The organism is Arminella tubonensis, assembly GCF_003240585.1.
In the GTDB taxonomy this organism is placed as follows: domain Bacteria; phylum Pseudomonadota; class Alphaproteobacteria; order Rhizobiales; family Rhizobiaceae; genus Rhizobium; species Rhizobium tubonense.
In genome coordinates this window covers 68625-82471 of sequence record NZ_PCDP01000038.1, presented here as the reverse complement: position 1 = coordinate 82471, position 13847 = coordinate 68625, and the positions used below count along the sequence as shown (strand labels likewise).

12 protein-coding genes are annotated in these 13847 nt (G+C 60.4%); 8 read left to right on the top strand and 4 right to left on the bottom strand.

Annotation, left to right across the window (positions count from 1 at the left end; translation table 11 throughout):
- Positions 1-4: 4 nt before the first annotated feature.
- Positions 5-1441, bottom strand: a complete 1437-nt coding sequence (locus tag CPY51_RS17835) for a glutamine synthetase family protein (protein ID WP_111161579.1) — start codon at positions 1439-1441, stop codon at positions 5-7.
- 128 nt (positions 1442-1569) lie between these two features.
- Here CPY51_RS17835 and CPY51_RS17830 point away from each other — a divergent pair, with 128 nt between their 5' ends.
- The 3 genes from CPY51_RS17830 to CPY51_RS17825 all read left to right on the top strand — a co-directional run bounded on the left by CPY51_RS17830 (position 1570) and on the right by CPY51_RS17825 (position 5934).
- Positions 1570-2751: a BaiN/RdsA family NAD(P)/FAD-dependent oxidoreductase gene (locus CPY51_RS17830; protein WP_111161578.1), complete on the top strand. Its 1182-nt coding sequence runs from the start codon at positions 1570-1572 to the stop codon at positions 2749-2751.
- A 162-nt stretch (positions 2752-2913) separates the two neighbouring features.
- On the top strand, positions 2914-3054 hold the full coding sequence (locus CPY51_RS32855; RefSeq protein ID WP_195909565.1) for a hypothetical protein: 141 nt from the start codon (positions 2914-2916) through the stop codon (positions 3052-3054).
- 342 nt (positions 3055-3396) lie between these two features.
- Positions 3397-5934, top strand: a complete 2538-nt coding sequence (locus CPY51_RS17825; protein ID WP_111161577.1) for a methyl-accepting chemotaxis protein — start codon at positions 3397-3399, stop codon at positions 5932-5934.
- On the opposite strand, the gene CPY51_RS17820 is transcribed toward CPY51_RS17825, so the two are convergent.
- On the bottom strand, positions 5919-6248 hold the full coding sequence (locus tag CPY51_RS17820; protein ID WP_146260144.1) for a hypothetical protein: 330 nt from the start codon (positions 6246-6248) through the stop codon (positions 5919-5921). The two genes, CPY51_RS17825 and CPY51_RS17820, sit on opposite strands and share 16 nt — an antisense overlap.
- Before the next feature lie 2 nt (positions 6249-6250).
- On the opposite strand from CPY51_RS17820, the gene CPY51_RS17815 reads away from it, so the two are divergent.
- Entirely contained in the window at positions 6251-7120 is an 870-nt protein-coding gene (locus tag CPY51_RS17815) for a LysR family transcriptional regulator (protein WP_111161575.1), read from the top strand.
- A 2-nt stretch (positions 7121-7122) separates the two neighbouring features.
- On the opposite strand, the gene CPY51_RS17810 is transcribed toward CPY51_RS17815, so the two are convergent.
- Entirely contained in the window at positions 7123-7557 is a 435-nt protein-coding gene (locus tag CPY51_RS17810; RefSeq protein ID WP_111161574.1) for a GFA family protein, read from the bottom strand.
- Between the two features lie 268 nt (positions 7558-7825).
- Between CPY51_RS17810 and CPY51_RS17805 the strand changes: the two genes are divergently transcribed.
- The 4 genes from CPY51_RS17805 (at position 7826) to CPY51_RS17790 (ending at position 11904) form a co-directional block, all read left to right on the top strand.
- Complete coding sequence (locus tag CPY51_RS17805) at positions 7826-8923, top strand: polyamine ABC transporter substrate-binding protein (RefSeq protein ID WP_111161573.1); 1098 nt, start codon at positions 7826-7828, stop codon at positions 8921-8923.
- Positions 8924-9023: 100 nt separating this feature from the next.
- On the top strand, positions 9024-10166 hold the full coding sequence (locus CPY51_RS17800; protein ID WP_111161572.1) for an ABC transporter ATP-binding protein: 1143 nt from the start codon (positions 9024-9026) through the stop codon (positions 10164-10166).
- A 4-nt stretch (positions 10167-10170) separates the two neighbouring features.
- Positions 10171-11082, top strand: a complete 912-nt coding sequence (locus tag CPY51_RS17795) for an ABC transporter permease subunit (protein WP_111161571.1) — start codon at positions 10171-10173, stop codon at positions 11080-11082.
- A gap of 3 nt (positions 11083-11085) precedes the next feature.
- Positions 11086-11904 (top strand): ABC transporter permease, encoded by an 819-nt coding sequence (locus CPY51_RS17790; RefSeq protein ID WP_111161570.1) that lies wholly within the window; start codon positions 11086-11088, stop codon positions 11902-11904.
- A 12-nt stretch (positions 11905-11916) separates the two neighbouring features.
- On the opposite strand, the gene CPY51_RS17785 is transcribed toward CPY51_RS17790, so the two are convergent.
- On the bottom strand, positions 11917-13806 hold the full coding sequence (locus CPY51_RS17785) for an AsmA family protein (RefSeq protein ID WP_111161569.1): 1890 nt from the start codon (positions 13804-13806) through the stop codon (positions 11917-11919).
- Positions 13807-13847 lie beyond the last annotated feature (41 nt).

Sequence of the window (13847 nt, the reverse complement as noted above, 5' to 3'; positions counted from 1 at the left end):
CCCCTCACACGTTGAGCAGAAGGAATTCCCGCTCCCAGGGACTGATCACCTGCATGAAGGTCTCGAATTCGCCTCGCTTGACGCCGGCATAGATGCCGATGAATTCCTTGCCGAACACTTCCTCGAAGGCTGGCTCGTCTTCCATCAGCGACACGGCTTCAAGCAGGCCGCGCGGCAGGTCGATAGAGCCTTCGTTGGCGGCATCATCAGTCGGTGCGGTCGGTTCGATCTGCCTCATGATCCCGAGAAGGCCTGAGGCAAGCGATGCGGCCAGCGCCAGATAGGGGTTGGCGTCCGAGCTCGGCAGCCGGTTTTCGACGCGGCGCGCCTGCGGGTCGGAGACCGGTACCCGAAACGCGGTCGTACGGTTGTCGTATCCCCAGGCATTGTTGACCGGGCAGGACATGTTCGGCGCCAGCCGGCGGTATGAATTCACGTAGGGCGCCAGCATCGCCATTGCGCTCGGCACATATTTTTGCATGCCGCCGATGAAGTGGAAGAACTCGGGCGATGGGCTGCCATCGAGGTCGGTAAAGACGTTCTTGCCTGTCTTGATGTTCACCACCGATTGATGGATGTGCATGGCCGAGCCTGGCTGGCCCTGCATCGGCTTGGCCATGAACGTCGCGTAGATGTTGTGCTTCAGGGCTGCTTCACGAATGGTCCGCTTGAACATGAATACCTGGTCGGCAAGCTCGATCGGGTCGCCGTGGCGCAGGTTGATTTCGAGCTGGGCCGGACCTTCCTCATGGATCAGCGTGTCGATCTCCAGCCCCTGCTTCTCGGAGAAATGGTAGATGTCGTCGATCAGCTCGTCGAACTCGTTGATGCCGGCGATGGAATAGCCCTGGCCGCCAAGGATCGAACGGCCGGACCGGCCCTTCGGCGGATGCAGCGGATAATCCGGGTCGTCGTTGGTGGCGACCAGGTAGAACTCGATCTCCGGCGCCACGACCGGCTTCCAGCCGCGCTCCGCATAGAGCGCCAGGATGCGCTTCAGCACGTTGCGCGGCGTGTAGGAGACTTCGCCGCCCTCGGAGTTGACGATGTCGCAGATCACCTGCGCCGTCGGATCGGTTTCCCAAGGGACAATCGAGAGCGTCGACAGATCGGGAACAAGCTTCAGGTCGCTGTCGCGCGGCTCATAGCGAAAGCTTTCGGTCTCGTCGGGATATTCGCCCGAGATCGTATGCCGATAGATTGCCGAAGGAAGCGCCAACGAGGTGTTCGACGTGAATTTCGACGTCGGCATCATTTTCCCGCGCGGAACGCCGGCAAGGTCGGGCGTGATGCATTCGATGTCCTCGATCCCTCGGGCCCGCAGCCATTGAACCGCTTCCTTCCAGTCGTTCACTCCGCGCGCCGACCTTAGGCTTGGGGGAAGGGCTGCAACTTTGGAGACCGGCTTGGAGGCCTTCAGCGGGGTCTTCTTCGAGGGCATAAAACACCGTATCGCGTTGATCGTGGCCGCATCATAACGGCAGTTTGCCAATTGGCGAGGGGGAGAAGGCGTTGACTTTCGCCGTCTGATGGAAAAATGAGAGCGGTGAACGACAGAGGGAACAGGATTTGGCCCGCAAATACGACGTGATCGTCATCGGCGCCGGCGCTGCGGGCATGATGTGCGCGATACAAGCCGGAAAGCGCGGTCGCTCGGTGCTGGTGATCGACCATGCCGCGGCGCCCGGCGAAAAGATCCGCATTTCTGGCGGCGGCCGCTGCAACTTCACCAATATCCATGCCGGCCCGAAGAACTTCCTGTCCGCCAATCCGCATTTCGCCAAGTCCGCCTTGGCGCGCTACACGCCACGGGATTTCATTGCCCTGGTCGAACAGCACGGCATTGCCTGGCACGAGAAGACGCTCGGCCAGCTCTTCTGCGACAATAGCGCCAAGGACATCATCCGCATGCTGGCCGACGAGATGCGGGCAGCCGGCGCCGAGCTGCGGCTGAAGATCGAGGTGGCAAGCATCGAGCAGATCGACGGAGGATTTCGCGTCGCAACGTCGGAAGGGGCGCTCGAGAGCTCGTCGCTGGTCATCGCAACCGGCGGAAAGTCTATCCCGAAGATGGGCGCCACCGGTTTCGCCTACAAGATCGCCGAGCAGTTCGGATTGCCACTGATAGAGACGCGGCCGGCTCTCGTACCGCTGACGCTCGACCCCGCACTCCTCGAATTGCTGGCGCCGCTGTCGGGCATTGCCGCTCCAGCCGAAATCCGCCATGGCAAGACCGCCTTTCGCGAGGCGCTTCTCTTCACCCATCGCGGGCTCAGCGGCCCTGCGATCCTGCAGATCTCATCCTATTGGCGCGAGGGAGACGAGATCACCGTTGGGATCGAGCCCGACATCGATGTGCTCGCCCATCTGAAAGCTGCGCGCCAGGCGAACGGTCGGCAGTCGGCACAGACGGCGCTTGCTGAAATCCTGCCGAAGCGTCTGGCTCAGCACATCGCCGAGGCCGAGAAAATGACCGGCAACATGGCCGATCAATCCGGCGCGCGCCTGGCGCAGCTCGCAGCCGCCGTGCAGGACTGGAAGATCAAGCCATCCGGCTCCGAGGGCTATCGGACCGCCGAAGTCACCTTGGGCGGCATCGATACGGCCAGCCTTGATTCGCGGACCATGGAGACAAAGGCCGTTGCCGGCCTCTTCTTCATCGGCGAATGTGTCGACGTTACCGGCTGGCTCGGTGGTTATAATTTCCAGTGGGCCTGGGCCTCAGGATATGTCGCCGGCGAGGCCGCGTGATGTTTTGGCCCGGGCATTTGCCCGGTTGCGGGGCATTCAATACTTCTTAAGAGAGCTGCGCCATTCTGTCCCGATGTCGTCAGCCGAATGGCTTCCTATATTAAGGGTTGCCGACACGCCGCTTTCGGTTATCGTGTCAGTGCGAAAATGGGATAAATGCTCATGAACAGGAATACGCGTCGCGCTCGTGCCATTGCAATTGCTGAAACCCAGTCCACCAGGCTGCTGACGATCCGGCTGGTAATGGTGGCGACTGGTGCCACGGCGGCTTTGCTTTGTTTGATCGCGTCTCGCCTCGTCTAATCGGACTTGGTAGATTGCCGGAATGTTCTTGGCAGCAGATTTAGTCTGCTGCCTGCTATGCGGTGAAGGACGTTTTGCAGGAGTGCTACAGCGCCCGCGTCCTTTTCACCTGCCCGACAGCTTCGCTGTTAGTTGTTTAAAAACAACCTTATCCTAATATTAAGATATTCCCTTCAAGCTTGCCGAAATTCTAATGGATGCATCTAAATCGATTAGATGCGAGGCAATGATTGCCCCCTTCGGGTTCCGTCTGATCAAAACCAAGGTTTACGGTTGTGCACTCACGTCAACGCCTCCTAGGCGCCGGCGGGGGGAGAGGTGTATGAAAGGCCAGAGCCACACATGTTGATCGATAAAATTCTGTCCCGCTTCAAGATCAAGACGAAGGTCCTGATTTTCGTCTTGCCTTTCGTCATCAGCATTTCCGCGGTCGGCTTGACCGGCCTGTATGCGTCAGGCCTGTTGCAAGGGCGGATGGAGATATCCAACAGCGTGCTGCAATCGCTGACGGGCTTCAAAAACCTCTACGCCTCCATGGACGATTTCCTGCGCATCACCAGCGAGCCGGCGCGCGACAAGCTTTACACCGACCTCAAGTCGCAAGAAGCCGTGTTGAACGCGACGCTCAACCAGGTCGGCAAGGACGCCGACGGCCATGACGAACTGGCCGATGCGACCACAAAGACCGCCGGCATTTCCGATGTCGTTGGCAAGCTCTGGTCCCTGCACCAACAGGAACTCGACGTGCGCAAGTCGATCGACGAGGCACAGAGAGTGTTGATCGGAACCCGCTTCAACGTCAATTTCCAGGCGCAGCAGCTCGCGGACACCATGCGCACCGACGAAGCGAACGCGACCGCAACGCTGCGCGCTGCCGACCGCCTGCTGAAGGGCGGTGACGCGCTCGTCAGCGTCGCGGAAGACTTCGGCAAGGCCCAGACCCCTCCAGACAAGGTCAAGGCCATCAAGGACCGGCTGCCTGATGTCGTCAAGGCGCAGCGCTCGATCGAACTCGCCATCCCGCAGAACCAGAAGAGCATGACCCAGTCGCTGGACGGCACCATCAAGGACCTGACCACCCTGGTCAACGGCACTGATGCGGCGACCGCTACCGACCAGACCGTCACCGATATGACGCGGCTTCTCTCGCGCTTCCGCCAGATGTCGACCTACACGCAGCTGACTGCCACCCAGATGATGCGGCAGGCGACCACGACCTTCGTCGCGCTCGATGCCCGCGTCGTCCAGACAAATTCCGTCCTCGAGGACACACGCCGCCTGGAAGCCTCGATCTATTCGATGCAGCTGGTGCTGGCCGAATTCCTGTCGACCACCAACAAGGACAACCTTGTCCGCCTGCGCCAGGAAGTCGCCAAGCTCGGCACTGACATGAATACGCTCGATCAGAGCGCCAAGGGCATGGATTTCACCGACGACATCGATGCGGCGATCGCACCGGCAATCAAGTCGATGGATGTGGACGGCGGCAAGCTCGTCGACACGATCACCCAGCGGATCGCCGAATACGCCAACGCCCGCCAGGAACTCGATCAGATCTGGGGGCAGTTGACCGCATTCGCCCAGACGCAGAAGCAGAGCGCCGGCGTCGAGCGCCAGCAGTCGAACTTCATCTCGATCCTCGCGACAGCCCTCGGCATCATCCTGTCGATCGCCGGTGGTATCGCTCTCGTGCTGACGCTGCAGCGCCCGATCGGCCAGATCACCGCTGCCATGCGCCGTATCGCCGAAGGACGGCTCGAAACCAGCATATCGGGCGAACAGCGCTACGACGAAATCGGCGATATTGCCCGGGCGCTTGGTATCTTCAAGGAAAACGCGCTGTCGAAAATCCGTATCGAGGAACAGAGCGACGAGGAACGCGCGGCGGCAGAAAACGAGCGGCAGCGCAACGACGCGGAAAAGCGCGAGCTGGATCGCCAGATCGACTTCGCCGTCAGCGAACTCGCAGCCGGTCTCGAACGCCTGGCCCAGGGAGATATTTCCTCCACCATCGAGACGCCGTTTATCGGCCGCCTCGAACAGCTGCGCCAGGATTTCAACTCGTCGATGGCCCGCCTGCAGGAGACCCTCAGCCAGGTTCGCGACAATGTCGAGCTGATCCAGAACAACGGCAACCAGATGGCTGCCTCCGCCGAGGACCTGTCGAAGCGCACCGAGCAGCAGGCTGCATCGCTTGAAGAAACCGCCGCCGCCGTCGACGAGATCACCGTAACCGTTCGCTCTTCGGCAGAGCGTGCGAAGGATGCCGACGTCATCGTCCGCGAGGCCAAGCGCAGCGCCGACGATTCGGCTGTGGTCGTCAACAACGCCATCGACGCCATGACCCGCATCGAGGATGCCTCGCGCCAGATCGAGCAGATCATCGGCGTGATCGACGAGATCGCCTTCCAGACCAACCTCCTGGCGTTGAACGCAGGCATCGAAGCGGCTCGCGCCGGCGAAGCCGGCAAGGGCTTTGCAGTGGTCGCCATGGAAGTCCGCGAACTTGCTCAGCGCTCGGCCGCGGCCGCGCAGGAAATCAAGAGCCTGATCAACAAGTCGACCCGCGAGGTCAATTCCGGCTCGCAGTTCGTCCAGGAGACCGGCACGGTGCTGGAGAAGATCAGCAGCCAGATCGTCACCATCAGCCAGCACGTCGAGATGATCGCCCGCGCCAGCCACGACCAGTCAAGCGCCCTTCAGGAGGTCAACGCGACGGTCAACCAGATGGATCAGATGACCCAGAAGAACGCCGCGATGGTCGAGGAGACCACCGCCGCCAGCCGCGAACTGGCAAACGAGGCCGACGCACTGATGCATCTCATCCAGCAGTTCAAGATAGAAGCCGAGGCCGACCGCAACTACTACCGCGCGGCCTGATCGCAAACCTCGTTGCACGCATTCGAAACGGACCGGTGGATATTTCGCCGGTCCGTTTTGTTTTTGGCGGCAGCGGTGATCCCGCGAAGGTAGCGCCAGATCGCCGCGAAACGGTCGAAAGGATCGTCGCCGAGCTCGCGATAAAAGCTCGCCTCATCCTTTTTCCAGCGTTCCCGGTCGGCTTTGTTTTGCAATTCGATGATCTTGACGATGGCAAAGTGGTCAAACATGGCTGTCTCCGCGATTGGAACTGCCGCGAGTCTATCCATCAAAAAAAGCTTCATAAACGGCCGAAAATGCTCTATATTTTTCATTGATGAAAAACACGAATTGGGACGCCTATCAGCTCTTTCTGGATGTGGCGCGCGGCGGCGGCTTGACCGGCGCCGTCGCTTCGAGCGGTCTCAGCCCCGCCACGATCGGCCGGCGCATGCTCGATCTCGAAAAGCAGGTGGCGCGTCCGCTATTTGCACGAAGCCAGACAGGATACGCGCTGACATCCGACGGCCAGGCACTGTTCGATCAGCTGCTGGAAATGGAAGCGGCGGCCCGAAAGGTCGATGGCTGGCAGCGCGGCGCTGTGGGGTCGGCGGTCGTGCGGATTGCGGCAGGCACCTGGGTCGGCTGGCTGCTGAGCCAGAGCATGCCGGCGATCTGCTCGGAGCGCGATGATTTCCGCGTCGACCTCTATCTGGCCGAACGCCGTGCCAGTCTTACCCATCGCGAGAGCGACATCGCCATGCGCGCCTTCGAACCGGAAGAGGCGAACCTTGCGGCCGTTAAGGCCGGCGACGTCGCCTATGCCGCATACAGGGCACGCAATGTCCCGTTTGCCGGGCGGGAGCGGTTCATTGCCGTCAGTGAGGAAGAGGCTGTTTCCGCCTATCTGCGCTGGCCGCATGCGAACCACGAAGCCGAGATTGCCATCACGGTCAACCGTCCACGCTCGCTCCGCGATCTCGTTCTCGCCGGCGCGGGGACTGCCGTCCTTCCCTGTTTCGTTGGCGACCTCGAACCCCGGCTGGAGCGGACAGGCGACGAAATCGAGAGCCTCCGCCATAGCCAGTGGATTGTCATGAACAACGAGGATCGCCACATCAGGGAAATCCGCACGGTGATCGACCGGATGACGAAGCTCCTGAAGAGCCATGCCGATTTATTTGCCGGCAAGCGGCCGACCTATTGAGTCTAGTCCGGAAGCAGGATACCGGACCCGCCCATCTCCGCCGGCATGTCCTTCTGCTTGGGCAAGCCGTCCTTCATATGCAGGACGGTGGTTTCGTAGTTCACGTGCAGCCCCGGCTGAAAATCGAGCGTCGGAATGATGGCGGCGTAGACGTCGGTCACGCCCCATAGCGGATGTTCCGTCAAAAGGTGCCCGCCGCAAATCGCGCACCATTTGCGGATGCTCGTCTCGGTTTTCTGATAGCTCGCGACGTGACCGGCGCCCTTGGTGACGCTGACGGCGTCCGGCGGCCATAGCGTGAATGCGTTGACCGGGCCCGCCGACCACTCGCGGCAGGAATCGCAATGGCAATAGCCCATCGCCACCGGCTCGCCCGCCACCTCCACCTCCACGGCGCCGCAAAAACATCTTCCCGAATGGGTTCTCATCATTGCCATTGACTGCCTCTCCTCCCTGGCTGCATCGGCAGGTAGCCAGTCTAGCGCCGTCACGGGCGGGTAGCAATATTAGCTATTGATCATGTTGCCTGCCGATCGCCGCGCAGGCATCGACCGGGGCTGTCATCTGCCATATCCGGATATTCCGAAAAAGCTTGTTCCAGCTTTGCCTTTTCCTCTTGTAGCCCTTCGAATTCCTTTCTAGTCTACCGGGAAAAACAGAGGGTTGGGTATCGGATAGGTACCCGTGAACGGAACAGGAGAGATAATGAAATCCATTCTCGCACGCTTGGCCCTGACCGCTATTGCCGCGGTCGGCCTGGTGGCTTCCGCCTCGGCTGCGGATCGCGTCGTCAATGTTTATAACTGGTCGGACTATATCGACGATTCCATCCTGGCGGATTTCACCAAGGAAACCGGCATCAAGGTCGTCTATGACGTCTACGACAGCAACGAGACGCTGGAGGCCAAGCTTCTGGCCGGCGGCACCAATTACGACGTCGTCGTCCCGACGGCCTCGTTCCTGCAACGGCAGATCGCGGCCGGCGTCTATCAGAAGCTCGACAAGTCGAAAATCCCCAACCTGTCGAACATGTGGACCGAGATCACCGACCGCGCCCAGAAATACGATCCCGGCAATGACTATGCGGTCGACTACATGTGGGGCACGACGGGCCTCGGCTACAACGTCGACAAGATGAAAGCCATCCTCGGCACCGACGAGCGGCCGAACTGGGATGTTCTCTTCAAGCCGGAAATGGCTGCGAAGTTCAAGGATTGCGGCATCTACATGCTGGATTCGCCATCCGACGTGCTTCCCTCGGTCCTGGCTTATCTCGGCCTCGATCCCGACAGCCGCACGCCAGCGGACCTGAAGAAGGCGCAGGATCTGCTGACTTCGATCCGCCCCTATATCCGAAAGTTCGATAGCTCCAACTACATCAGCGCGCTCGCGCAGGGCGATATCTGCCTCGTCCTCGGCTATTCCGGCGACGTCTTCCAGGCCCGTAGCCGCGCCGAAGAGGCAAAGAACGGTGTCAAGATCGGCTATTCGATCCCGTCGCAGGGCGCCCAGATGTGGTTTGACATGATGGCGATCCCGAAGGACGCCCCGCATGTCGCCGAAGCACATGAATTCATCAACTACATCATGAAGCCGGAAGTCATCGCCAAGGCGTCGAACTATGTGTTCTACGCCAATGGCAACAAGGCTTCGCAGCAGTTCGTCGACAAGGAAGTTCTCGACGATCCGGTGATCTATCCCCCTGAAGATATGATGAAGAAGCTCTTCACCACGACGCCCTACGATAACAAGATCCAGAAAACGGTCACGCGACTGTGGACCACTGTTATCACCGGTCAGTAATCGGCATGCCATCGGCCCGGATCTCAAAAGTCCGGGCCTTTTCGTTGGCGGCGCCGGGTCTGCAGCTGTCGCCATGCATCGCGTCATGTGGGGATAAACGATGAAATCTCTCGGCAATATCCGTCGCTCTTTCGCTCCGTGGGCGGATCCTTCGGCAAAGCCGTTCATTTCGGTTCGCAACGTCACCAAGAAGTTCGGCAATTTCACCGCCGTCGACAATCTGTCGCTCGACATCTACGTCAGGGAGTTCTTCGCGCTGCTCGGCGCCTCCGGCTGTGGCAAATCTACCCTTCTGCGCATGCTGGCCGGCTTCGAGCAGCCGACCTCCGGCGAGATCATCCTCGACGGCCAGGATCTGGCGGGCATCCCGCCCTATCGCCGGCCGGTCAACATGATGTTCCAGTCCTATGCGCTTTTCCCGCACATGAGCGTCGAGAAGAACATCGCCTTCGGCCTCCGGCAGGACGGGATGGCAAAAAACGAGATCGCCGATCGCGTCGCGCAGATGCTGAAGATGGTGAAGCTCGAGCAATTCGCGACACGCAAGCCGAACCAGCTCTCCGGCGGCCAGCGCCAGCGCGTGGCGCTCGCCCGCTCGCTCGCCAAGCAGCCGAAGGTGCTGCTCCTCGACGAGCCCTTGGGCGCGCTCGACAAGAAGCTGCGCGAGGAGACCCAGTTCGAGCTGATGGACCTGCAGCAGAGTCTCGGCCTGACCTTCGTCGTCGTTACCCACGACCAGGAGGAGGCCATGACCATGGCCGACCGCATCGCCGTCATGAGCCACGGCAGGGTGGCGCAGGTAGCGACGCCTGCCGAAATCTACGAAGCGCCGAACTCCCGCTTCGTCGCTGACTTCATCGGCGATGTGAACATTTTCGACGGCAATGTCGTCGCAGCAGGATCCGGCATTGTCGAGATCGCGGTCGACAGCGGCTTCACCCTGCGCACGGCCACAAGCGACACACGCCAGCAAGGCAGCCGGGCGGGCTTCGCCATCCGCCCCGAAAAGCTGCGGGTGACTGCGAGCGCGCCAGCCAATGCCTCGGCCAATGCCGTCGAGGGTGAGATCTGGGACATCGCCTATCTCGGCGACATGACCGTCTTCCACGTCAAGCTGAAGAGCGGCCAGGTGGTCAAGGCATCGTCGCTCAATGCCGTGCGGGCCGTCGAGGATCCTTTCGCCTATGACCAACAGGTCTGGGTTTCCTTCGACGACAATGCCGGCGTGCTGTTGAAGGATTGAGATCATGGCAACGCTCGGCTCATTCATCAACCGCCGCCTCGTCATCGTCATTCCCTATCTGTGGCTGCTGATCTTCTTCCTGGCGCCGTTCTTCATCGTTTTCCGCATGTCGCTGTCGACCTCGGAAACAGCGATGCCGCCCTATACGCCTGTCTTCGCCATATCGGACGGATGGGCCGGCTTCTGGAGCAAGGTCAGCGAACTGTCCTTTGACAACTATGTCTGGCTGACCGGCGATCCCCTCTATTTCAAGGCCTATATATCGAGCGTCGTCATCGCCGCCGTCTCGACGCTGCTGACGCTATTGATCGCCTACCCAATCGCCTATGGCATGGCCCAGGCACCGCGCACGATCCGCCCGACGCTGTTGATGCTGGTAATCCTGCCGTTCTGGACGAGCTTCCTCATCCGCGTCTATGCCTGGATCGCCATCCTGAAACCGGAGGGGCTGCTTAACCAGGTGCTTCTCTATTTCGGCATCATCCACGAGCCGCTGATCATCCTCAATACCGACACCGCAGTCTATATCGGCATCGTCTATTCCTACCTGCCGTTCATGGTGCTGCCGCTCTATTCCGCGCTGGAAAAGATGGACGGAACTCTGATCGAGGCGGCCGAAGATCTCGGCTGCCCGCCGATCACGGCATTCTGGCGGGTGACGTTCCCGCTGTCGCTTCCGGGCGTCATCGCGGGCTGCATGCTGGTGTTCATCCCAGTCGTCGGCGAGTTCGTCATTCCCGACCTGCTCGGCGGATCGCAGACGCTGATGATCGGCAAGACGCTCTGGAACGAGTTCAACGCCAATCGCGACTGGCCGGTCTCCTCGGCAGTCGCAACCATCCTCTTGCTTATCCTCGTGATCCCGATCGTATTCTTCCAGAATGTACAGGCCAAAGCCGACGAGCAGGGGAGCTAGCCGATGCCCAGATGGTCCCGCTTCAACATCATCTCGGTCACACTCGGCTTCGCGTTCCTCTATTTGCCGATCGTGCTGCTTGTCATCTTTTCCTTCAACGAATCCAAGCTGGTGACGGTCTGGGCGGGCTTCTCGGTCAGATGGTATGTGCAGTTGATGCAGAACCAGAGCCTGCTCGATGCCGCTTGGATGACCCTCCGCGTCGGCGTCATCTCGGCGACGCTCGCGACCATCCTCGGAACGCTGGCTGCTTTCACGCTGGTCCGCCATACCCGCTTTCGCGGCCGCATGCTGTTTTCCGGCATGGTCTATGCGCCGCTGGTCATGCCTGACGTCATCACCGGGCTGTCGCTGCTGCTGCTCTTCGTGGCGATCGGTTTCGACCGCGGCTTCTGGACGGTGACGCTGGCGCACACGACGCTCACCATGTGCTTCGTCGCCGTGGTGGTGCAGTCGCGGCTGCTGAGCTTTGATCGTTCGATAGAGGAGGCGGCACTCGATCTCGGCGCCTCGCCGGTTCGGACGTTCTTCGAGATCACGCTGCCGCTGATATCGCCTGCGGTATTCTCCGGCTGGATACTCGCCTTCACGCTGTCGCTGGACGACCTGGTGATAGCGAGTTTCACCTCAGGTCCCGGCGCAACCACCTTGCCGATGAAGATCTACAGCCAGGTGCGTCTCGGGGTCACGCCTGAAATCAATGCGGTCTGTACGCTCCTGATCGGCGTCGTTACCGTCGGCGTCATCTGCGCTTCCATCATCACCAAGCGCCGCGAGCTCCAGCGGCAGCGCGACGAATACGCCGCCGCCGCTGCACCTTGAGCTCAAGAGATACTATTGTTGTACCGGCTTCTGTAGCAGGGTCGAGACCGGCGAGATGACCGGGTCGGGCCATGTTCCACCCATGAAGAACGGCATCAGCGGCAGGTCGGTGGCATTGGCCGGATCGGCGGCCTCCAGCGTGCCCGAAAGCGCCAGCGCATTGCTGCGGTAGGGCACCAGGCCCGACAGCGTCATGATCTCGTTTCGTCCGACAATCTTTGCATCGTGAACTTCGGCCGATCCCTTGGCGAAGGTGGCATCGAAATTGATGGTGTCGAAATCGAAGGCGGTATCGGCGACGTCGCTGATCCGGAAGAACGTCTTCTGGGTAGCCAGTGCCCGGAAAGTGGAGATGTTGAACTGCTTGAAGGTGCCGGCCTTGGTCGAAAAGTGCAGCTTGCCGGAGACATCGCTGAGGCTTGCGGCCCAGATCGGCTTGGTTGTTCCAAGCGACAGGTCGAGCGATCCGACCGCGAGCGGCAGCGGACCTTCAAGCTTCAATCTGCTGACAAGGCTCGCAAAGTCGGCATTGCGGATGGATATCTGCAATTTCCCGCCGGCATCGAAATCGCGTTCCGTCACCTCGAGATGTGCGGTCAGCTCGCCGCTTTCAAAGCCGCTGTCGCCAATGTCGAACTTGGCGGTGCCGCCGGCAACCAGCAGGCTGGCGCCGATATCGTCGAACAGGAAAGGGCCAAGTGCCGCCTTCTTGGCCGAGAGCCGAAGGTCCAGATCAAGCCGCTGCAGCGGGTTGCCGTTGATGATCGTATCGATGGCGGTATCGGCGGCAAGCCGCATCGAAAATGCTGCCAGGAATGGATTGAGGTTCATCTGGTCGAAGGCCAGCGTACCGGAGATCTTCGGCTTGCCGGCAGCGGTGTAGCCATAGTCCATGACGCCTGATGCTGCCGCATCGTTGAGCTTGAAGGTCAGATCGTTGAACCGAAGGCTGTTGTTGATCGTCGCGATATTGGCATTCAGCGAAATATTCTTGAGCGTGCCGGCCCCGGGCAAGCGCTCGCCGCTCCATGCCAGGAACGACGGCATGTCGGGAATGGTCATGTCGAGATTGCCGGCAAGCGCCGAAAAATCGGAAATATTGGTGACGCCGTTAAAGGTCCCGCTCATCAGCGGCGACGAGAAAGTCGTCTTTGCGTCGACATTCTTGCCGGCAAAAAGCAGCAGTGGCTGCGCGGAGTCGAAGTCGACCTTGACGTCCTGGCCGTTGAGGCGCGCCAGGAGAACGGCGCTCATCGGCCTCGATAGCCTGGGCCAGGAGATGTCGGCGTTGATTGCGTCCAGTTTGAAGAGCCTGCCGGTTCGGTTGTCGGTGAGCTCAACCTTCCCATCCTCGACGGTCAGCGCCCCGATTCTCGCGTCCTGTTCCCGGCTCATGACGACGCCGTTGGTGGAGTTGGTTTCCACCCTCTCGATCGCCTTGGCAAGCAATCCCTCGTTGGTCCAGTCGATCAGACCGCCATCATCCCTGCGAAGATAAAGAACCGGCCGTAGGAAATGAAACTCATGAAAGCGCGCATGCCCGCGCAAAGCCTGCAGAAGGGAAAAATCGGCCGAAAGACTGTCGACGTGGCCAAGAATCTTGCCTGTCGAGCTCGGTTCGCGGATCGTAACCTGGTTGAGCGTTATCCTCGGGGTCGGCCAGAATTCCAGTGCCGGCGTGCCCTCGATCTCGGCCTTGTATCCCGACCACTTCGAAAGCGCGTCCTCGATGCCGGAGCGGACCAATCCACTCGAAATCAGAAACGGTGCTGTTGCCCGGAAAACGGCGAATACGATGACGATCGTCAACAGGACCGCGCCCGATGTCCTTGCAACTCTCGGCAGCCAGCGCCCCATGGATCGCACGGCGACCTGCCATCTTTTATTCCTGGACATCGTCATGATTGTGCAGAAACTTTCAAACCGTTGCGCATGATATCGCC

Excerpts from the sequence above, each read along its gene's own strand:
- CPY51_RS32855 (WP_195909565.1), top strand. The coding sequence starts at position 2,914 with ATGAACAGGAATACGCGTCGCGCTCGTGCCATTGCAATTGCTGAAACC.
- CPY51_RS17835 (WP_111161579.1), bottom strand. The coding sequence starts at position 1,441 with ATGCCCTCGAAGAAGACCCCGCTGAAGGCCTCCAAGCCGGTCTCCAAA.
- CPY51_RS17800 (WP_111161572.1), top strand. The coding sequence starts at position 9,024 with ATGAAATCTCTCGGCAATATCCGTCGCTCTTTCGCTCCGTGGGCGGAT.
- CPY51_RS17805 (WP_111161573.1), top strand. The coding sequence starts at position 7,826 with ATGAAATCCATTCTCGCACGCTTGGCCCTGACCGCTATTGCCGCGGTC.
- CPY51_RS17795 (WP_111161571.1), top strand. The coding sequence starts at position 10,171 with ATGGCAACGCTCGGCTCATTCATCAACCGCCGCCTCGTCATCGTCATT.
- CPY51_RS17810 (WP_111161574.1), bottom strand. The coding sequence starts at position 7,557 with ATGGCAATGATGAGAACCCATTCGGGAAGATGTTTTTGCGGCGCCGTG.
- CPY51_RS17820 (WP_146260144.1), bottom strand. The coding sequence starts at position 6,248 with ATGAAAAATATAGAGCATTTTCGGCCGTTTATGAAGCTTTTTTTGATG.
- CPY51_RS17785 (WP_111161569.1), bottom strand. The coding sequence starts at position 13,806 with ATGACGATGTCCAGGAATAAAAGATGGCAGGTCGCCGTGCGATCCATG.
- CPY51_RS17815 (WP_111161575.1), top strand. The coding sequence starts at position 6,251 with ATGAAAAACACGAATTGGGACGCCTATCAGCTCTTTCTGGATGTGGCG.
- CPY51_RS17790 (WP_111161570.1), top strand. The coding sequence starts at position 11,086 with ATGCCCAGATGGTCCCGCTTCAACATCATCTCGGTCACACTCGGCTTC.
- CPY51_RS17825 (WP_111161577.1), top strand. The coding sequence starts at position 3,397 with ATGTTGATCGATAAAATTCTGTCCCGCTTCAAGATCAAGACGAAGGTC.